The sequence below is a fragment of the Streptomyces sp. NBC_00576 genome, assembly GCF_036345175.1.
GTDB lineage: Bacteria > Actinomycetota > Actinomycetes > Streptomycetales > Streptomycetaceae > Streptomyces.
Genome location: NZ_CP107780.1, coordinates 3,813,089 through 3,831,376 on the forward strand (window position 1 = coordinate 3,813,089; position 18,288 = coordinate 3,831,376).

Sequence of the window (18,288 nt, forward strand, 5' to 3'; positions counted from 1 at the left end):
TCACCATGGCATCCGTATCCGCATCCCCTTTCAGCTCCGCATTCGAGTACGCCCCGGCGCCCGAGTCCCGCGCCGTCGTCGACATCGCCCCCTCCTACGGCCTGTTCATCGACGGCGAGTTCGTGGAAGCCGCCGAAGGCAGGGTCTTCAAGACGGTCTCCCCCTCCACCGAGGAGGTCCTCTCCGAGGTCGCCCAGGCGGGCGAGGCGGACGTCGACCGTGCGGTGAAGGCCGCCCGCAAGGCGTTCGAGAAGTGGTCGGCGCTGCCCGGCTCCGAGCGCGCCAAATACCTCTTCCGCATCGCCCGCATCATCCAGGAGCGCAGCCGTGAGCTCGCCGTCCTGGAAACCCTGGACAACGGCAAGCCCATCAAGGAGACGAGGGACGCCGATCTGCCCCTCGTCGCGGCGCACTTCTTCTACTACGCCGGCTGGGCCGACAAGCTCGGCCACGCCGGCTTCGGAACGAATCCGCGCCCCCTCGGCGTCGCGGGCCAGGTCATCCCCTGGAACTTCCCTCTCCTGATGCTGGCCTGGAAGATCGCCCCGGCCCTGGCTACCGGCAACACGGTCGTGCTCAAGCCCGCCGAGACGACGCCTCTCTCCGCCCTCTTCTTCGCGGACATCTGCCGCCAGGCGGGCCTGCCCAAGGGCGTCGTCAACATCCTTCCCGGCTACGGCGACACGGGCGCCGCGCTCGTCGCGCACCCGGACGTCAACAAGGTCGCGTTCACCGGCTCGACCGCCGTCGGCAAGGAGATCGCGCGCACCGTCGCCGGCAGTCGTAAGAAGCTCACCCTCGAACTGGGCGGCAAGGGCGCCAACATCGTCTTCGACGACGCCCCCATCGACCAGGCGGTCGAGGGCATCGTCACCGGCATCTTCTTCAACCAGGGCCAGGTCTGCTGCGCGGGCTCCCGGCTCCTCGTACAGGAGTCGATCCAGGACGAGTTGCTCGACTCGCTCAAGCGCCGTCTGTCCACGCTCCGCCTCGGTGACCCGCTGGACAAGAACACGGACATCGGCGCGATCAACTCCGCCGAGCAGCTCGCCCGGATCACCTCGCTCGTCGCGGCGGGCGAGGCGGAGGGCGCCGAACGCTGGTCGCCGGCCTGCGAACTCCCGTCCTCCGGCTACTGGTTCGCCCCGACGCTCTTCACGAACGTCACCCAGGCGCACACCATCGCCCGCGACGAGATCTTCGGCCCGGTGCTCTCGGTCCTCACCTTCCGCACCCCGGACGAGGCCGTCGCCAAGGCCAACAACACCCAGTACGGCCTGTCGGCGGGCATCTGGACGGAGAAGGGTTCACGGATCCTCGCCGTGGCCAACAAGCTTCGCGCCGGCGTCGTCTGGTCCAACACGTTCAACAAGTTCGACCCCACCTCGCCGTTCGGCGGCTACAAGGAGTCGGGCTTCGGCCGCGAGGGCGGTCGCCACGGCCTGGAGGCGTACCTCGATGTCTGACGCACGAGTGGACACACGACCGGACACACGTCTGTCCGTCTTCAAGACCTACAAGCTGTACGTGGGCGGGAAGTTCCCGCGTTCCGAGAGCGGCCGGGTGTACGAGGTGAGCGACGCTAAGGGCAACTGGCTGGCGAACGCGCCCCTCGCCTCCCGCAAGGACGCCCGTGACACGGTCGTCGCCGCGCGCAAGGCGTTCGGCGGCTGGGCCGGGGCCACGGCGTACAACCGGGGCCAGATCCTCTACCGCGTCGCCGAGATGCTGGAGGGCCGCAGGGAGCAGTTCGTCCGGGAGGTCGCGGACGCCGAGGGCCTGTCGAAGCCGAAGGCCACCGCCCAGGTGGACGCGGCGATCGACCGCTGGGTCTGGTACGCGGGCTGGACGGACAAGATCGCCCAGGTCGTAGGCGGCGGAAACCCGGTAGCAGGGCCGTACTTCAACATCTCCTCCCCCGAACCGACCGGCGTGGTCGTCGTCCTCGCCCCCCAGGAGTCGTCCTTCCTGGGCCTGGTGTCGGTGCTCGCACCGGTGATCGCCACCGGCAACACGGCGATCGTGATCGCCAGCGAGAAGTCACCGCTTCCCGCGCTCTCCCTCGGCGAGGTCCTGGCCACGTCGGACGTACCGGGCGGAGTCGTCAACATCCTCTCCGGCCGTACGGCGGAGATCGCCCCGTCCCTGGCCGCGCACCAGGACGTCAACGCGATCGACCTGGCGGGCGCGGGCGCCGACGACGGTCTCGCGAAGGAGTTGGAGATCGCGGCGGCCGACAACCTCAAGCGCATCCTCCGTCCACAGGCTGTGGACAACGCGCACTGGTTCGCCACCCCGGGCACCGAACGACTGACCGCCTTCCTGGAGACGAAGACGGTCTGGCACCCGACGGGTTCACTTGGCGCGTCGGGTTCCTCGTACTGACCGACCGGCCGACGGCGTCTGCCGCCGAAGCCGAGGGCCGCGTCTCCCACCGTCCGGGGAGGCGCGGCCCTCTTCTGTCGTCGGGCGGGCGTTCAGCCGCCCAGCAGCCCCGCGGCCTGGCCCAGCACCGGGATGCTGCCGATCGACTGCGCCTGCGCGACCGGACCGGTCAACGCCTGCGAGGTCAGCGGCTGGAAGTCGGCGAGCTGGGTGCCCACCCCGTTGTCCAGCGGGTCGACACCCGTACCGGCAAGGGGGTTGGGCTTGAGGCCCTGGATCGCACCCGTGACATAGCCGACCGAGCCGGTGAGCGCCGCCAGGCCGGACTGCGGGGCGAGTTGGCCCAACGAGGTGCTGGGGTTGGTGCGAACGACGTCAACCGCGGGTCCGCCCTCTGCGGCGGAGGCCGTCGCGGCGCCCGCCCCCAGGGCAGCGCCGGTGGCCGCGAGGGCGATCAGGGCGCGCTGAGCGGTCTGGTTCTGGGTGGACGTGCGTCGTGCCATGAGTGGTGGCCGCCTTCTGGTGCGCTGGGTAATCAGGACGACACGAAGGGTAGTAGTTGCTCGCCGAGGAGGGCGAGGCTGGATTAGCTCGATCGCGTGATGGGCGACTTCCAGGCTTGCGGCGCGCTGGGCCGTTCGGGTTGGCGTGGTCGTGCGACCTGGGACACCGGGTACCAGCTCGCCCAAGACCGTTCGGGGCGCGCGGCTGAACGGGCTCAACTCCCGCTCAGTCCACAGGAACGGTGTCGAGGTGTGACGCAAGCCGACTCGCGTGGGTGTGGGCAGGTGGGCGCCCGATGCCTCACACTGGTGTCTCGTGACCTCCCACCCGCCCATACCCACGCGAGTCGTGCTGCTCTGCGGCCCTTCCGGCTCCGGCAAGTCCCTCCTCGCCGCCCGTTCCGGTCTCCCGGTCCTGCGGCTCGACGACTTCTACAAGGAGGGCACCGACCCGACGCTGCCGCAGGTCCTGGGAAGCACCGACATCGACTGGGACCACCCTCAGTCGTGGGACGCGGACGCGGCGGTCACCGCCATCACCGAGCTGTGCCGCACGGGTCGTACGAACGTCCCGGTGTACGACATCTCGCAGAGCGCCCGTACGGGCGAGGAGGGCGTCGAGATCGGCCGGACCCCGCTGTTCATCGCGGAGGGCATCTTCGCCGCCGAGATCGTCGCGCGCTGCCAGGAGGAGGGCGTCCTCGCGGACGCGCTCTGTCTTAGCCGGGGGCCGGTCAAGACGTTCCGCCGGCGCTTCCTGCGGGACCTGCGCGAGGGCCGCAAGTCGGTGCCGTTCCTGCTGCGCCGCGGCTGGCGGCTGATGCGCGCCGAGCGTTCCATCGTCGCCCGCCAGACGGCCCTGGGCGCGCACGCGTGCGACCGGGACGAGGCGATGGGCAGACTGGCGGACGCGGCAGCGGGCCGCCGCCCACAGACGAGTACGGCAGCCTGACCCCGTACTTCACCCCGCACTCGCGCACACGTACACGTACACGAAAAGCGGGACTGGTTGGACCCCCCGGCCCTCCAGTCCCGCTCTCTTTGTGCTTCCCCCGTGTGGTGCTACCCCCGCGGCCCCCCAGCCCCGGTGGTTCCCCTCTGGTGGTGCTCCCCCGTGCTTCCCCCCGTTTACCGCTCCCCCGTTGACCGCTCCCCCGTTGAGCGGTGCTTCCCCCACACCCTCAGGCGACGAGCTCCCCGAAGGATTCCTCCTCGTCACGGCCGAAGCTGAGGACCTCGTCCTCACGCATCCGGCGGAGCGACCGCCAGATGCTGGACTTCACCGTGCCGACACTGATGTCGAGGATCTCCGCGATCTCCGGGTCCGTGCGGCCCTCGTAGTAACGAAGGACCAGCATCGTCCGCTGGAGTTCGGGGAGCCGGGCCAGCGCCTGCCACAGGACCGCGCGCAGCTCCGTGCCGCGCATCGCGTCCGTGTCGCCGGCCGTCTCCGGCAGTTCCTCGGTCGGGTACTCGTTCAGCTTGCGGCGACGCCACGCGCTGATGTGCAGGTTGGTCATAGTGCGGCGGAGGTAGCCCCCGACCGCCGCCTTGTCGCTGATCCGCTCCCAGGCGCGGTACGTCGAGAACAGCGCGCTCTGGAGCAGGTCCTCCGCCTCGAAGCGGTCACCGGTGAGGTGGTAGGCGGTTGCGTACAGGGAGGCGCGGCGCTCCTGGACGTAGGCGGTGAACTCCGCCTCCGACAGCGAGCAACGCTCCCCCGTGGACTCCCTGTACGCCGCCCCCGTGCGCCCCGTTTCCCCCGTGGCGCCGCTTACGCTTCCCCCGGTGTGCGCGTCAACCACTGACATGTACGTGGTGTGCTGACGCCCGGTGCCGCGAACGCACCCCCGCCCGTTTACGGCACCGGACTTCTCGGTGGTCCGGGTGACGTCGTGCAGACGCGTGATCACTGCGTTCGCGCTAGTGCTGTGCAGCTTGCTCATCTCGCGCCCCCCGTCGTGGACTTCCCGGTCTTCGGCTCGGTTCGTGGTGCTTCCTTGCCTGTGCCGAGAAGCTTGCCCACGCCACTTCATGACGGTGTCCGCCGACTGTCACAGGCGTGCAACAGGGCCCCGTCTCAGGAACATCACGGCTGGGTCACAGCAACACGCGGTAGACGCCCGCGCGCACCCCCAAATCACCCGACAACCCCCTGGCAGTCGCAGCCCGGCCCGGCCATGGGCCAGAATGCATCCGTGCCTTCCCTGTTGCTGATCGAGGACGACGACGCCATCCGTACGGCCCTGGAGCTGTCTTTGACGCGCCAGGGCCACCGGGTTGCCACCGCTGCCACCGGTGAGGACGGTCTGAAGCTGCTGCGTGAGCAGCGGCCGGATCTGATCGTTCTGGACGTGATGCTGCCCGGCATCGACGGATTCGAGGTGTGCCGACGCATCCGGCGCACCGACCAACTGCCGATCATTCTGCTCACCGCGCGCAGCGACGACATCGACGTGGTCGTCGGGCTGGAGTCCGGCGCCGACGACTATGTCGTCAAACCCGTGCAGGGGCGCGTGCTCGACGCCCGTATCCGGGCCGTGCTGCGCCGCGGGGAGCGTGAGTCGAACGACTCGGCGACCTTCGGTTCGCTGGTCATCGACCGTTCGGCGATGACGGTGACGAAGAACGGCGAGGATCTGCAGCTGACGCCCACCGAGCTGCGGCTGCTCCTGGAGCTGAGCCGGCGGCCCGGTCAGGCGCTGTCCCGCCAGCAGTTGCTGCGGCTGGTGTGGGAGCACGACTACCTGGGCGACTCGCGGCTGGTGGACGCGTGTGTGCAGCGGCTGCGCGCCAAGGTCGAGGACGTGCCGTCGTCGCCGACGTTGATCCGTACCGTCCGCGGGGTCGGTTACCGACTGGACTCGCCTCAGTGACCAAACCGCAGGGCAAGCTCCGTGGCTGGGCCGCGGCGCGCAAGGCGATACTTTCCGGGCTGCGTTTCACCAGCCTGCGGCTGCGCCTGGTCGTGGTCTTCGGCCTGGTGGCGCTGACGGCGGCCGTGTCGGCGTCCGGGATCGCGTACTGGCTCAACCGCGAGGCCGTGCTCACCCGTACCCAGGACGCGGTGCTGCGCGACTTCCAGCAGGAGATGCAGAATCGCGCGGGCGTGCTGCCGACACACCCCACGCAGGACGAACTCCAGCACACGGCGGGCCAGATGGCCGCCAGCAGCCAGCGGTTCAGTGTGCTGCTGGTCGCCGAGGACGAGAGCGGGCGGACGGTCGTCGGCAACTCCGGGGCGCTGGACACCTTCTCGCTGACGGACGTGCCCAAGTCGCTGCGTACGGCGGTCGGCAAGCGGCAGTCGGTCACCTCGAACAACAAGGACCCGTACCACCTGTACTGGCAGCGGACCATCGACGGCGACAAGCCGTACCTGGTCGCGGGCACGAAGGTGATCGGCGGCGGTCCGGCCGGCTACATGCTGAAGTCGCTGGAGCCCGAGGAGAAGGATCTCAACTCGCTGGCCTGGTCGCTGGGCATCGCCACCGGCCTCGCGCTGATCGGCTCCGCGCTGCTCGCGCAGGCCGCCGCCACGACCGTACTGAAGCCGGTGCACCGCCTCGGTATCGCGGCCCGGCGGCTCGGCGAGGGGAAGCTGGACACCCGGTTGCGGGTGTCGGGCACGGACGAACTGGCCGACCTCGCCCGGACGTTCAACCACACGGCGGAGTCGCTGGAGACGCGGGTCGCCGACATGAGCGCCCGGGACGAGGCCTCGCGGCGGTTCGTGGCGGACATGTCCCACGAGCTGCGTACGCCGCTCACCGCGATCACCGCCGTGACGGAGATCCTCGAAGAGGAACTGGACGCGGAGACCGGCAGCGTCGACCCGATGATCGAACCGGCGGTACGGCTGGTGGTGAGCGAGACGCGGCGACTCAACTCCCTGGTGGAGAACCTGATGGAGGTCACCCGCTTCGACGCGGGCACCGCCCGGCTGGTCCTCGACAACGTCGAAATCGCCGACCAGATCACGGCCTGCATCGACGCCCGCGCCTGGCTGGACGCGGTCGAACTGGACGCCGAGCGCGGCATCATGTCCATCCTCGACCCGCGCCGCCTGGACGTCATCCTCGCCAACCTCATCGGCAACGCCCTCAAGCACGGCGGCTCGCCGGTACGGGTGTCGGTGCGCGCGTCCGACAGCGACCTGCTGATCGAGGTGCAGGACCACGGTCCGGGCATCCCCGAGGACGTCCTGCCGCACGTCTTCGACCGCTTCTACAAGGCGAGCGCCTCCCGCCCCCGCTCCGAGGGCAGCGGCCTGGGCCTGTCCATCGCCCTGGAGAACGCCCACATCCACGGCGGCGAGATCACCGCCGCCAACTCCCCGAAGGGCGGCGCCGTGTTCACCCTGCGGCTCCCCAGGGACCCGTCGGCACTGACGGAGACACCGGCCGAGCCGGACGGGGCGAACGGCGACGGGGAGAGCGCGTGACGAACATACGAGGCGTACGGCACGTACGGGGCGTACAGGGGGTACGACGAGTGCGGGGCGTACGCCCCTGGGCGGCGGCCGTCCCGCTGTTCGCGGTGCTCGCGGTGCTGCTCGCCGGCTGCGGGATCCGCGCCACCGAGGTTCCGACGGACTTCGGTCCGGCGCCCTCCCGCGTCCCGTGCTCCCTCTCCGACGTCCCCGGGCCCTCCGCGCCGAACGTCGCCGCGCAGACGTCGGCGGGCGTCCCGGTCCAGGTGTTCCTCCTGTGCGCCTCCCAGCTGGTGACCGTCGACCGCGCGGTGCGCGTCCCGGACGGTACGGCGGAGGCGCAGCGGCGCGTCCTGGTGGCCCAGGGGCTGCTGGACGAGCTGGCCAGGACTCCGGCGGCGAGCGAGACCGCGGCCGGCTACACGACCGACGTACGGGGCGGGATGAGCGTGCGCGGCCCGGGCCCGAAGGACCCCGAGGACGCCCTGCGCCTGAGCACCACCCCGGACGACCTCGCGTCGTACGCCCTCGCCCAGATCGTCTGCACGTTCTCCGACTCGGCCGCCGCCGAGGGAGACGGCCACGTCGTCCTGGGCGGCCCGGACACCGACCCGCTGCGCCGGTACGCGTGCACACCGGAGGTCCGTTCCAGGCCGGGGGCCCAGGTACCGCCGTCGTCGGGGGTAGACGGCAGCTGACCGGTCCCGGTGAGTCCGGGTGCACAACCGCGCCCCTTCAGGGGCGCGGGGCTGTATCTTTCTGCGGCTCCGCCGCGGGGCGCGCGGCAAAAGGGCCACCTGACCGCGGGGCCCTGGCGGACGGGGCCGGAGCGACGCCGGCCCCCGTGTGGCACACGACTCACCCCCCTGCACCGGGGCAACCCGGAACCGATCGTGCCGACCCTCGCGTCTTGGGGGGCGTGCAGCGTCAAGGCTCGGGCGGCGAAAGTGCCGTCATTCGCATCCGCGCGGCGGGAGGTGTCCTCCTCGTCGCCCATCTCGCGCTCGTCGCCTGGATCACGCTGCGTCCGCTCGACGTCCCGTGGCAACTGCCCGCCAACCTGCAGCCCTTCGCGGGCATACGGGCCGATCTGACCCTCGGCTGGCAGGACGCGACCCGGCACATCATCGAGGGGCTCGCCCTGCTGGCTCCGCTGGGTGTGCTGCTGCCGATGGCGGACGGGCGGCTCGATGTCTCCCCGCTCGCGTCGCTCGTGCGTACGGTCATGGCGGGTGCCCTGATCTCGCTCGGCATCGAGCTGCTGCAGACCGGCGTGCCCGGTCAGGTCATGGACGTCGACGCGCTGCTCCTGAACACGGTGGGCGTGGGTCTCGCGCATGTCGCCATGGTGCCCGCCGCACGGTCCTGGCTCCGCCGCAGGAGCGACCGCAGGCGCCTGGCTGCCGTCCGTACGGAGGACGCGACTCAGGGTAGGACCCCGACGATTCCCAGGGTCGGGATCGCCCCGTAGAGCGACGCTTCGTCCGCTGTGCGTCCGTAACGTTGAGTACAGATGAGGCGACCGGAAAAGGCCGGTCCCCTCACCGGACTCACCGAGGAGACGCCATGACCGCCCTTGCCCGCCCCACCAACGGCCGCATGATCGGCGGAGTGTGTGCCGCGCTGGCACGGCGCTTCGGCACCTCCGCGACGACGATGCGCGTGATCTTCGTGCTCTCGTGTCTGCTGCCCGGCCCGCAGTTCCTGCTCTACATAGCCATGTGGATCCTGCTGCCCTCCGAGAAGTACGAGAACAAGGCCCACGCTGCCTGGTAGCCGACCCTGACGACGCGCTGGTACGCCGATGGGGCGCACCCCGGGTGAAGGGGTGCGCCCCATCGGCGCGTTCACGGCGTGGGTCAGCCCAGCGGAATGCCGTTCACCGGGAGGCCGTGGGTGGGCAGGCCCTGCAGCGGGAGGCCGCCGAGCAGACCGGCGACCGGCGCGGTCGGGCCCTCGGCCAGCAGCTTCGTGACGGCAGGCTGCGCGGCGGCCACGCCCGCGCCGACCGCGCCCTGGCCCGTGGCCACGGCCTCGGCGGCACCCGGCAGAGCCTTCGACGCGCTCTCCACGGGCAGCGTCTGGGTCACGGAGCCCAGCGCGGCGGAGTCGGGGAGGGCGGGGAGGGCCGGGGCTGCGTTGGCGGCACCCGCACCCGCCGCGGCGAAGGCGGCACCGAGAGCGGCGACACCGAGGGTCTTGGCAGCAGACTGCTTCATAGTGAATGCGTCCTTGAATGCGATGACGAGGATGTGAGCGGTCCACGACCGTAAACACGAGAAGCCACTCGCCGCAAACATCGAAAAGCAGCCGAGCCGACCCGACCCGACCGCTTTCCGAACCTCCTGATCAGGTCTGCGCCTCGACAGAACCGCTGGTGGAAGCGGTCTGCCGGAACAACCATTCGGATTTCAGCTCGGCATATCCGGGCTTGATGACGTCATTGATCATCGCCAGTCGTTCATCGAAAGGAATGAATGCTGACTTCATAGCATTGACCGAGAACCACTGCAGGTCATCGAGCGTATAACCGAACGCTTCGACAAGATGCTCGAATTCTCGGCTCATTCCGGTACCGGACATCAGCCGGTTGTCGGTGTTCACGGTCGCGCGGAAGTGCAGCTTGCGCAGCAGCCCGATGGGGTGCTCGGCATAGGAGGCCGCGGCACCGGTCTGGAGGTTGGAGCTGGGGCACAGTTCGAGGGGGATGCGCTTGTCCCGTACATAGGAGGCCAGGCGTCCGAGTTTCACCGAGCCGTCGTCCTGGACCTGGATGTCGTCGATGATGCGCACACCGTGGCCGAGCCGGTCGGCGCCGCACCACTGGAGGGCCTGCCAGATGGAGGGGAGCCCGAAGGCCTCACCGGCGTGGATGGTGAAGTGGTTGTTCTCGCGCTTGAGGTACTCGAACGCGTCGAGGTGCCGGGTGGGCGGGAAGCCGGCCTCGGCACCGGCGATGTCGAAGCCGACGACGCCCAGATCGCGGTACCGGTTCGCCAGTTCGGCGATCTCCAGCGAGCGGGCGGCGTGCCGCATGGCGGTGAGCAGGGCCCCGACCCGGATGCGCTGACCGTTCTCCCGGGCCCGCCGCTCGCCTTCCCGGAAGCCCTCGTTGACGGCCTCGACGACCTCTTCGAGGGTGAGCCCGCCTTCGAGGTGCTGCTCGGGCGCGTACCGCACCTCCGCGTAGACGACGCCGTCCTCGGCGAGGTCCTCGGCGCACTCGGCGGCGACCCGGACGAGGGCGTCGCGGGTCTGCATGACGGCGCAGGTGTGGGCGAAGGTCTCCAAGTACCGTTCCAGGGAACCGGAGTCGGCGGCATCCCGGAACCAGGCGCCGAGCTTGTCGGGGTCGGTCTGCGGGAGTTGGGCGTAGCCCGTGTCGCGGGCCAGGTCGACGATGGTGCCGGGGCGCAGGCCGCCGTCGAGGTGGTCGTGGAGAAGGACCTTGGGGGCGCGGCGGATCTGGTCCGGGGTAGGACTGGGACCGGAGCTCCCGCTCGTGTTCACGCTCTGGCTCGTCTGCTGACTCGTCTCATTCGCCTGACTCGTCTCACTCGCCTGGCCCGTCTGACTCGTCGTCCGATCACTCTGGCTCGTCATTTCCGCACTCTAACTCCTACGCGCGTAGATCACCCGCTGTCCCTCCCTCCTCTTCTCCGTTTCTTCGCCTGTACGTTTTCTTCGCCTGTACGTTTCCGCCGATACGTAACGGTGACCGCGAGAACGGGTGGCGTACACCGCTGCTTCTGACACTGTTCTGCCATGGCACACCAAGTGACGCCGGTACGACGGGCCCGGCTCGGGAAGGTACTGGGCCCGGAGCCGACGTCGGTCAGCGGCGTGGTCCTGCTGCTTCCCAGCGGTGACGAGGTTTCGACCCGCAAGCCGTCGCCCGTGCTGGCGGCCGCCTCCGTAAGGGCGTTGGGCCGCCGGCTCGCCCGCGCGGGCCGTACGGACGGACTGGCCGTGCACGTCGTCCACTACCGCTACCGCGGCTGGAACGGCAGCGAGGCGCAGCTCGCACACGACGCGCGATGGGCCGTCGACGAGATCGTACGGCGGTACGGCGACGTATCCGTGTGCCTCGCCGGCGTCGACATGGGCGGCCGGGCGGCACTGCGCGCGGCAGATCACGAGGCCGTCAACTCCGTACTGGCGCTGGCGCCTTGGCTGCCCGAGGAGGACGTGGCGGCGCCGCCGGAACCGGTACGGCAGCTGACCGGACGGCAGGTGCTGATCGTGCACGGCACGAACGACCAACGGACCGATCCCGAACTGTCGTTCCGGTTCGCGGCGCGGGCGAAGAAGGCGAACCGGGACATCTGCCGGTTCGAAGTGCATGCGGACGGGCACGGGTTGCATCAGTACCGGCGCGAAGTGCACGCGCTGGCGGTGGACTTCGTGATGGGGGTGCTGTTCGGGCACGGGTTTTCCCGGCCTGTGCACGATGCGTTGATGGCTCCGCCGCCGCTGGGGTTGAGGATGCCGTTGGCTGCGGGGTTCGGTGGGTCTTTGCGGCGGTAGGTTCGGGGGCTTTGGGTTGTGTTCGGGGTGCGGGTGGGTGGGGGCTGGTCGCGCCCACGCGGCGGAGCCGCAAATGTCACAGCCCCGCGCCCCTGAAAGCGGGTCCGCGCGCCCTCACGTCGGGAGCAGGTTGCCCCTTCTTGACAGCAGGAAACGCTTGAAGGCTGCCACCGGCGGGGTGTCCGGGTGGCCGTCGAGCCAAGCGACGCCGATCTCCCTCGCCGCTCTTGGTGAGGTGACCGTCAGTTCTGCCACGCCCGGGCGGGGGACGGCCGGGGGTGGGAGGAGAGCCACCCCCAACCCGGCGGCCACCAGGCCCCGCAAGGTCTCCGCCTCCTCTCCCTCGAAGGCGATTCGGGGGCGGAAGCCGGCCTCTTTGCAGAGGTCGTCGGTGATGCGGCGGAGGCCGTAGCCGGGTTCGAGGGTGACGAAGGTTTCGTCGGCCGCTTCCCCGAGGCGGACTCGTCTGCGGGTGGCGAGGCGGTGGTCGGCGGGGACCACGAGGCGGAGTTTCTGTTCGTCCAGGCGGCGGGCGACCAGGTCAGGGGCGTCGGGGACGGGGGAGGTGAGGCAGAGGTCCAGTTCGCCCGAGCGCAGGCGTTCGATCATGGCCTCGCCGTAGTTCTGTACGAGGGTGAAGCGGACGCGGGGGTGGTCGGCGCGGAAGGCGTGCAGCAGGCCGGGGACGGTCTCGGCGCCCATGGTGTGCAGGAATCCGAAGGCGACCTTGCCGGTGGCGGGGTCTGCGTCGGCGCGTACCTCGTCGGCGGCCCGCCCGATCTCGGCGAGGGCCCGCTCGACGGAGGCGAGGAACGTACGGCCCGCGGGGGTGAGGGAGACGGTCCGTCCCCGGCGGGCGAAGAGGTCCACGCCGAGATCCTGTTCGAGGCGGACCATCGCCCGGGAGAGCGTCGACTGCGGGACCTGCATCTCGTGGGCGGCGCGGGTGACGTGCTCCGTGCGGGCGACTCCGGCGAAGTAGGAGAGGCGTGGGGCGAGAGCGGTGACGATGTCTTCTGTGTCACTGGACGGTGACAGGCGGGCGTCTGACCTCTGCTGATGCACCATGGGAACGATTATGGGGTTTCCATGCATTGGACGGATGAACGGGGGCGTACGTAACTTCGAGGCATGCCTGCTGCCAGTACCGGGGCGTCCGTGATCACGGGCGCCGCCTCTCCCTCCCGCCCCTCGCTTCCCGTCGTCGACTCCCGGATGGCCCCGGGTGGGCCCGGCTACCGGCGGATGAGCTTCGCGCTCTTCCTCGCGGGCGTCGCGACCTTCGCCCTCCTGTACTCCACGCAGGCACTGCTGCCGTTGATCTCCGGCGAGTTCGGGGTGCCGGCCAGCGACGCGAGCTGGACGGTGTCGGCGGCGACCGGTGCGCTGGCCCTTTTCGTCCTCCCGATGAGCGCGCTGTCGGAACGGTTCGGGCGGCGTACGTTGATGACGGCGTCGCTGGTGGTGGCGGTGACGGTCGGGCTGCTGGTGCCGTTCGCCCCCTCGCTGGGCGCGTTGATCGCGCTGCGGGCGGTGCAGGGCGCTGCGCTGGCGGGGCTGCCCGCGTCGGCGACGGCGTATCTGGCCGAGGAGGTCCGTCCCAAGGCGCTGATCACGGCGATCGGTCTGTTCGTGGCCGGCAACAGCGTGGGCGGGATGAGCGGCCGGGTCATCACGGGCTGGGTCGCGCAGGAGTGGGGCTGGCGGGTCGCCGTCGCCGTGATCGGCGTCGTGGCTGTGGGCTGCGCGGTGGCCTTCCGGCTGCTGCTCCCCGCGCCGCGTCACTTCCGTACGGGCTCGCTGCGGCCCGGGGTGCTGGCGCGCACGGTGCGTACGCATCTGGCGAACCCGTTGCTGCGGCGCCTGTACGCGATCGGCGCGCTGTTCATGACGGTGTTCGGCGGGGTCTACACGGTGATCGGGTACCGCCTGACGGAGGCCCCCTTCGGCCTGCCCCAGGGCATCGTCGGCTCGGTCTTCCTGGTGTATCTGGTGGGTACGGTGTCGGCGTCGACGGCGGGGAAGCTGGTGGCCCGCCTGGGGCGGCGGGGTGCGCTGTACCTGGCCGGCGGTACGACGACGGCAGGCCTGCTGCTGTCGCTGTCGGACACCCTGGCGGTGGTTCTGCTGGGCCTGGTCCTGATCACGGCGGGGTTCTTCGCGGGGCACGCGGTGGCGTCGTCGGCGGTTAGTCACACGGCGAAGGAGGGGCGGGCGCAGGCGTCGGCGCTGTATCAGTCGGCGTACTACATCGGCTCCAGCGCCGGCAGTACGTTGGGCGCGGTGGCGTTCCACGCGGGTGGCTGGTCGGGGACCGTGGCGTTGGGACTGCTGGCGGTGCTCGGGGTTGTGACGGTCACGGTGATGGGGTCCCGGGCGGCACGGAGTGTGCGGGTGCCGACGGCTGCGTGACCGAAGGGTCTTCCACGCCCCCGCCGCCCCTACCCGTCCCGATCGCCGGAGGGGCTGAGTAGTTCAGCCCGTCTGGGGGTCCCCCCTCTGGGGGAGTTTGAGGACGAGCGCGTTCAGCGCGAAGGGGGGTCTGGGGGCGCAGCCCCCAGGGATGGGACGGGTAGGGGCGGCGGGGGCGAAGAGAATGCTCCTCACCTGCACCTTTTCCCACTCCACGGGCCGTTGTCAGTGGGCTGCGCTAGCTTTCATCGTGTTGGGTCGCGATGGGGCGACGAAGGCAGCCATGGGGTGGGTTGGCGATGGGTGACAGTACGGCTACTGCGACAGACCTCGACGTACAACTGGAACGGCACCGCGTCGAACTGACCGGGTACTGCTACCGCATGCTCGGTTCCTCCTTCGAGGCCGAGGACGCCGTACAGGACACCATGGTCCGCGCCTGGCGGAGTTACGAGAAGTTCGAGGGCCGCTCCAGCCTCCGCTCGTGGCTGTACCGCATCGCCACGAACGTCTGCCTGGACATGCTGACCGCCGGCAACAAACGCGCCCGCCCCATGGACCTCACCGACTCCAGCCCTCTCGCCCGGGCCGCCCTCTCCCCTCGCCCCGACAACACCTGGCTGGAACCGATGCCGGACGCCCGCGTGCTGCCCACCGTCGAGGACCCGGCGGAGGCCGCCGTGGCCAAGGAGTCCGTCCGGCTCGCCTTCATGGCTGCCCTGCAGCAACTCCCCGCGAAACAACGGGCCGTGCTGATCCTCCGCGAGGTGCTGGCCTGGAAGGCGAGCGAGGTCGCCGAACTCCTCGACACCTCGGTCGCGTCCGTCAACAGCGCCCTGCAGCGGGCCCGGGCCACCCTCGCCGAGCGGGACCGGGACGGGAGCGGCGTCGGTGCCAACGCCACCGTCTCCGACCCGCTCAGCGAAGAGCAGCAGAAACTGCTCGACCGTTACGTCGCCGCGTTCGAGGGCTACGACATGACGGCCCTCACCGCGCTGCTGCACGAGGACGCCGTCATGACGATGCCGCCGTTCGACCTGTGGCTGACCGGGCCGGAGGACATCACGGGCTTCATGACGACGCTCGGCGCCGCTTGCGCGGGCTCGCACCTCGTGCCGGTCGCCGTCAACGGACTGCCGGGCTTCGCCCAGTACAAGCCGGACGAGGAGACGGGCGGTTTCTCCCCCTGGGCGGTCCAGGTGCTGGAGATCTCAGACGGCCGGATCACCGGGTTCCACTGCTTCCTCGACACGAAGCGCTGGTTCCCGCTGTTCGGCCTCCCCCTCTCGCTCCCCCTCGACAGCGACATCGAAGCTGAGACCGACCAGGTCAAGGAAGGCCAGTAGGGCGGGTGCCGGGTCCCGGAGGCGTATCCGGCCTCCGGCCCGGCGGGCGGTGAGCTGGAGCCGAGCCAGCAGCTCCACGGCGCCCAGCCCCGGCGGCCCCAGCCCCGCCACATCACACACCACGACCGGGTCACGACCACCCCCACCGCCGGCCGTCAGGCCGGTACCCAGCAGCGTACGCACGACCTCGCACAGCCCCGGCACCTCCTCACGGGTGACGGGGCCGGCCAGCACGAGTACAGCGGGTGTCATGGCGTCCACGAACGGTAGACCGGGCAGGTGCGCGTAACTCATCGCCCACCCGTTGAGATCGCTTTGACGCGCCACCCTCCTCCCCCGGAGGGTTACGTGTATGCCCCACGAACCAACCCCGCCCGCGATACCCCACGGCCTTCTTTCCTCCTCCGCGAAGGAGGCTCCGTGCAGGGCGTGCTGACCGGGTTCGCGGTGATCGCCGTGGTCATCGGCGTCGGCTATGCGATCGGGCTGCGCGGCTACCTCGGGGACAACGGACGCGAGGTTCTGACCAAGCTCGCCTTCCATGTCGCCACCCCGGCCCTGCTGTTCACCACGCTCGCCCGGGCCGACCTGTCGGTGATCTTCTCCAGCCGGCTCCTGATCACCGCGCTGAGCACGATCGCGGCGGCGAGTGTCTTCGTCGCGGTGGGCGTCGTACGCCGCTGGGGTGCGGGACGTACGACGATCGGCGCCCTCTGCTCCAGCTACGTCAACTCCGGCAACCTCGGTATCCCGATCGCCGTGTATGTGCTGGGTGATGCCTCGCTCGTCGCGCCGGTGCTGCTGTTCCAGACGATCGTGGTCACGCCGATCGCGCTGACCGTCCTGGATCTGACGAGCACCGCTGAGAAGGGCCCCCTGTGGCGGCAGTTGATCACGCCGTTGCGCAATCCCGTCGCCGTGGGCTCGCTCTCCGGGGTGCTGGTGTCGGCGACGGGGCTCAGCCTGCCCGCGCCGGTCATGGACCCGCTGACCCTGATCGGCAACATGTCCGTCCCGGCGGTGCTGCTGGCCTTCGGTATCTCGCTGTCCGGCAGCACGTGGCCGCTGCGCGGATCGGAGCGGACTCCCGTACTGCTGTCGGTCGCCCTGAAGTCGGTCGGTCAGCCGGTGGCCGCGTGGGCGCTGGGCGTGGGTGTCTTCGGTCTGCACGGCGCGCCGCTGCTCGACGTGGTGGTGACCTCGGCCCTGCCCGCCGCCCAGAACCTCTTCACGTACGCGGGCCGCTACCGCGTCGGGGTGACCCTGGCCCGCGAGTCGATCCTGCTGTCGACCGTCCTGGCCGTACCGGTACTGGTGGTCGTCGCGGCCCTGCTGGGCTGACCGAAAAAGCGCCCGGGCAGGGACTCCTCCGCCCGGGCGCACCGCTCTGCCTACCGGTTCACGCGATCCGCTCCAGCACCACCGGCGCCGCCGCGAAGTCGGTGCCCGCCGCGCCGATGTCGTACGAGCCCTCGACTGCCTGGAGCGCGTACTCGAAGCGCTCCGGCGTGTCCGTGTGGAGGGTCAGCAGGGGCTGGCCCGCCGTGACCGCGTCGCCCGGCTTGGCGTGGAGTTCGACGCCCGCGCCCGCCTGTACCGGGTCCTCCTTGCGTGCACGCCCCGCGCCGAGCCGCCAGGCGGCGACACCGACCCCGTATGCGTCCAGGCGGGTCAGGACGCCCGAGGACGGCGCCTTGATGACGTGCTGTTCCTTCGACGTCGGCAGCGGGGCGTCCGGGTCGCCGCCCTGGGCCGCGATCATCCGGCGCCACACGTCCATCGCCGAACCGTCGGCCAGTGCCTTCGCCGGGTCCGCGTCCTTGATTCCCGCCGCGTCCAGCATTTCCCTGGCCAGGGCGAGCGTCAGTTCGACCACGTCCGAGGGGCCGCCGCCCGCCAGGACCTCGACCGACTCCCGCACCTCCAGCGCGTTGCCCGCCGTCAGACCGAGCGGCGTCGACATGTCGGTCAACAGCGCGACCGTCTTCACCCCGTGATCCGTACCCAGGCCCACCATCGTGGACGCCAGTTCCCGCGCGTCCTCGATGGTCTTCATAAAGGCGCCGGTGCCCACCTTCACGTCCAGGACCAGGGAGCCGGTGCCCTCCGCGATCTTCTTCGACATGATCGACGAGGCGATCAGCGGGATCGCCTCGACCGTGCCCGTGACGTCCCGCAGCGCGTACAGCTTCTTGTCGGCCGGGGCCAGACCGTCGCCCGCCGCGCAGATGACCGCGCCCGTGCCGTCCAGGACGCTCAGCATCTCCTCGTTGGAGAGCAGCGCCCGCCAGCCCGGGATCGACTCCAGCTTGTCCAGCGTGCCGCCCGTGTGGCCGAGGCCCCGGCCCGAGAGCTGCGGTACGGCGGCGCCGCAGGCCGCGACCAGGGGGGCGAGCGGGAGGGTGATCTTGTCGCCGACGCCGCCCGTGGAGTGCTTGTCGGCTGTCGGGCGGGACAGGGAGGCGAAGTTCATGCGCTCGCCGGACGCGATCATCGCCGCCGTCCAGCGGGCGATCTCGCGGCGGTTCATGCCGTTCAGCAGGATCGCCATGGCGAGCGCGGACATCTGCTCGTCGGCGACCTCGCCGCGGGTGTACGCGTCGATGACCCAGTCGATCTGCTCGTCGCTGAGTTCGCCGCGGTCCCGCTTGGTGCGGATGACGGAGATGACATCCATCGACAG

The 18,288-nt window shown here is 70.3% G+C and carries 18 protein-coding genes and 1 pseudogene; 12 read left to right on the plus strand and 7 right to left on the minus strand.

Translation table 11 applies throughout. The annotated features are described in order from the left end of the window. Nucleotides 1-5: 5 nt before the first annotated feature. Entirely contained in the window at nucleotides 6-1,466 is a 1,461-nt protein-coding gene (locus tag OG734_RS16055; protein WP_330288185.1) for an aldehyde dehydrogenase family protein, read from the plus strand. Beyond that, complete coding sequence (locus OG734_RS16060; RefSeq protein WP_330288186.1) at nucleotides 1,459-2,385, plus strand: aldehyde dehydrogenase family protein; 927 nt, start codon at nucleotides 1,459-1,461, stop codon at nucleotides 2,383-2,385. Before OG734_RS16055 ends, OG734_RS16060 begins: the two co-directional genes overlap by 8 nt. Before the next feature lie 92 nt (nucleotides 2,386-2,477). Here the strand turns inward: OG734_RS16060 and OG734_RS16065 are convergent, their stop codons facing one another. Further along, nucleotides 2,478-2,888, minus strand: a complete 411-nt coding sequence (locus OG734_RS16065) for a hypothetical protein (RefSeq protein ID WP_330288187.1) — start codon at nucleotides 2,886-2,888, stop codon at nucleotides 2,478-2,480. A gap of 316 nt (nucleotides 2,889-3,204) precedes the next feature. Between OG734_RS16065 and OG734_RS16070 the strand changes: the two genes are divergently transcribed. Next, the gene (locus tag OG734_RS16070; protein ID WP_330288188.1) at nucleotides 3,205-3,840 is read left to right on the plus strand and encodes a uridine kinase family protein; all 636 of its coding nucleotides are present in this window, start codon (nucleotides 3,205-3,207) and stop codon (nucleotides 3,838-3,840) included. Nucleotides 3,841-4,069: 229 nt separating this feature from the next. Here OG734_RS16070 and OG734_RS16075 read toward each other — a convergent pair whose 3' ends face one another. Continuing rightward, nucleotides 4,070-4,834, minus strand: a complete 765-nt coding sequence (locus tag OG734_RS16075) for a SigE family RNA polymerase sigma factor (protein WP_330288189.1) — start codon at nucleotides 4,832-4,834, stop codon at nucleotides 4,070-4,072. 252 nt (nucleotides 4,835-5,086) lie between these two features. Between OG734_RS16075 and afsQ1 the strand changes: the two genes are divergently transcribed. The 5 genes from afsQ1 to OG734_RS16100 all read left to right on the plus strand — a co-directional run bounded on the left by afsQ1 (nucleotide 5,087) and on the right by OG734_RS16100 (nucleotide 9,096). Next, the gene (gene afsQ1, locus OG734_RS16080; protein WP_318323702.1) at nucleotides 5,087-5,764 is read left to right on the plus strand and encodes a two-component system response regulator AfsQ1; all 678 of its coding nucleotides are present in this window, start codon (nucleotides 5,087-5,089) and stop codon (nucleotides 5,762-5,764) included. Next, complete coding sequence (locus OG734_RS16085; RefSeq protein WP_330288190.1) at nucleotides 5,761-7,332, plus strand: HAMP domain-containing sensor histidine kinase; 1,572 nt, start codon at nucleotides 5,761-5,763, stop codon at nucleotides 7,330-7,332. Before afsQ1 ends, OG734_RS16085 begins: the two co-directional genes overlap by 4 nt. 50 nt (nucleotides 7,333-7,382) lie before the next feature. Then, nucleotides 7,383-8,018 carry a hypothetical protein gene (locus OG734_RS16090; RefSeq protein WP_330293674.1) on the plus strand — a complete coding sequence of 212 codons (636 nt, stop codon included), beginning with the start codon at nucleotides 7,383-7,385 and terminating at the stop codon, nucleotides 8,016-8,018. Nucleotides 8,019-8,239: 221 nt separating this feature from the next. Continuing rightward, the gene (locus OG734_RS16095; protein ID WP_330293675.1) at nucleotides 8,240-8,791 is read left to right on the plus strand and encodes a VanZ family protein; all 552 of its coding nucleotides are present in this window, start codon (nucleotides 8,240-8,242) and stop codon (nucleotides 8,789-8,791) included. A 95-nt stretch (nucleotides 8,792-8,886) separates the two neighbouring features. Next, complete coding sequence (locus OG734_RS16100) at nucleotides 8,887-9,096, plus strand: PspC domain-containing protein (RefSeq protein WP_164322241.1); 210 nt, start codon at nucleotides 8,887-8,889, stop codon at nucleotides 9,094-9,096. Nucleotides 9,097-9,179: 83 nt separating this feature from the next. On the opposite strand, the gene OG734_RS16105 is transcribed toward OG734_RS16100, so the two are convergent. Together OG734_RS16105 and OG734_RS16110 are read right to left on the minus strand one after the other, a co-directional pair. Further along, nucleotides 9,180-9,539 (minus strand): ATP-binding protein, encoded by a 360-nt coding sequence (locus OG734_RS16105; RefSeq protein ID WP_330288191.1) that lies wholly within the window; start codon nucleotides 9,537-9,539, stop codon nucleotides 9,180-9,182. A 130-nt stretch (nucleotides 9,540-9,669) separates the two neighbouring features. Further along, nucleotides 9,670-10,830 carry an adenosine deaminase gene (locus tag OG734_RS16110; protein ID WP_330288192.1) on the minus strand — a complete coding sequence of 387 codons (1,161 nt, stop codon included), beginning with the start codon at nucleotides 10,828-10,830 and terminating at the stop codon, nucleotides 9,670-9,672. Nucleotides 10,831-11,085: 255 nt separating this feature from the next. On the opposite strand from OG734_RS16110, the gene OG734_RS16115 reads away from it, so the two are divergent. Beyond that, nucleotides 11,086-11,847 (plus strand): prolyl oligopeptidase family serine peptidase, encoded by a 762-nt coding sequence (locus tag OG734_RS16115; protein WP_330288193.1) that lies wholly within the window; start codon nucleotides 11,086-11,088, stop codon nucleotides 11,845-11,847. A gap of 114 nt (nucleotides 11,848-11,961) precedes the next feature. Here the strand turns inward: OG734_RS16115 and OG734_RS16120 are convergent, their stop codons facing one another. Further along, on the minus strand, nucleotides 11,962-12,915 hold the full coding sequence (locus tag OG734_RS16120) for a LysR family transcriptional regulator (RefSeq protein WP_330288194.1): 954 nt from the start codon (nucleotides 12,913-12,915) through the stop codon (nucleotides 11,962-11,964). Nucleotides 12,916-12,978: 63 nt separating this feature from the next. Here OG734_RS16120 and OG734_RS16125 point away from each other — a divergent pair, with 63 nt between their 5' ends. Then, on the plus strand, nucleotides 12,979-14,259 hold the full coding sequence (locus tag OG734_RS16125) for an MFS transporter (protein WP_330288195.1): 1,281 nt from the start codon (nucleotides 12,979-12,981) through the stop codon (nucleotides 14,257-14,259). Between the two features lie 299 nt (nucleotides 14,260-14,558). Beyond that, nucleotides 14,559-15,605, plus strand: a complete 1,047-nt coding sequence (locus OG734_RS16130) for a sigma-70 family RNA polymerase sigma factor (protein WP_330288196.1) — start codon at nucleotides 14,559-14,561, stop codon at nucleotides 15,603-15,605. Nucleotides 15,606-15,635: 30 nt separating this feature from the next. Here OG734_RS16130 and OG734_RS16135 read toward each other — a convergent pair. Continuing rightward, a pseudogene (locus tag OG734_RS16135) lies at nucleotides 15,636-15,899 on the minus strand (STAS domain-containing protein); the annotation flags it as partial. Between the two features lie 126 nt (nucleotides 15,900-16,025). Here OG734_RS16135 and OG734_RS16140 point away from each other — a divergent pair. Next, nucleotides 16,026-16,946 carry an AEC family transporter gene (locus OG734_RS16140; RefSeq protein WP_330288197.1) on the plus strand — a complete coding sequence of 307 codons (921 nt, stop codon included), beginning with the start codon at nucleotides 16,026-16,028 and terminating at the stop codon, nucleotides 16,944-16,946. 58 nt (nucleotides 16,947-17,004) lie between these two features. On the opposite strand, the gene OG734_RS16145 is transcribed toward OG734_RS16140, so the two are convergent. Then, nucleotides 17,005-18,288: a thymidine phosphorylase gene (locus tag OG734_RS16145; RefSeq protein WP_330293676.1), complete on the minus strand. Its 1,284-nt coding sequence runs from the start codon at nucleotides 18,286-18,288 to the stop codon at nucleotides 17,005-17,007.

Excerpts from the sequence above, each read along its gene's own strand:
- OG734_RS16055 (WP_330288185.1), top strand. The coding sequence starts at position 6 with ATGGCATCCGTATCCGCATCCCCTTTCAGCTCCGCATTCGAGTACGCC.
- OG734_RS16060 (WP_330288186.1), top strand. The coding sequence starts at position 1,459 with ATGTCTGACGCACGAGTGGACACACGACCGGACACACGTCTGTCCGTC.
- OG734_RS16065 (WP_330288187.1), bottom strand. The coding sequence starts at position 2,888 with ATGGCACGACGCACGTCCACCCAGAACCAGACCGCTCAGCGCGCCCTG.
- OG734_RS16075 (WP_330288189.1), bottom strand. The coding sequence starts at position 4,834 with ATGAGCAAGCTGCACAGCACTAGCGCGAACGCAGTGATCACGCGTCTG.
- OG734_RS16100 (WP_164322241.1), top strand. The coding sequence starts at position 8,887 with ATGACCGCCCTTGCCCGCCCCACCAACGGCCGCATGATCGGCGGAGTG.
- OG734_RS16105 (WP_330288191.1), bottom strand. The coding sequence starts at position 9,539 with ATGAAGCAGTCTGCTGCCAAGACCCTCGGTGTCGCCGCTCTCGGTGCC.
- OG734_RS16115 (WP_330288193.1), top strand. The coding sequence starts at position 11,086 with ATGGCACACCAAGTGACGCCGGTACGACGGGCCCGGCTCGGGAAGGTA.
- OG734_RS16120 (WP_330288194.1), bottom strand. The coding sequence starts at position 12,915 with ATGGTGCATCAGCAGAGGTCAGACGCCCGCCTGTCACCGTCCAGTGAC.
- OG734_RS16125 (WP_330288195.1), top strand. The coding sequence starts at position 12,979 with ATGCCTGCTGCCAGTACCGGGGCGTCCGTGATCACGGGCGCCGCCTCT.
- OG734_RS16130 (WP_330288196.1), top strand. The coding sequence starts at position 14,559 with ATGGGTGACAGTACGGCTACTGCGACAGACCTCGACGTACAACTGGAA.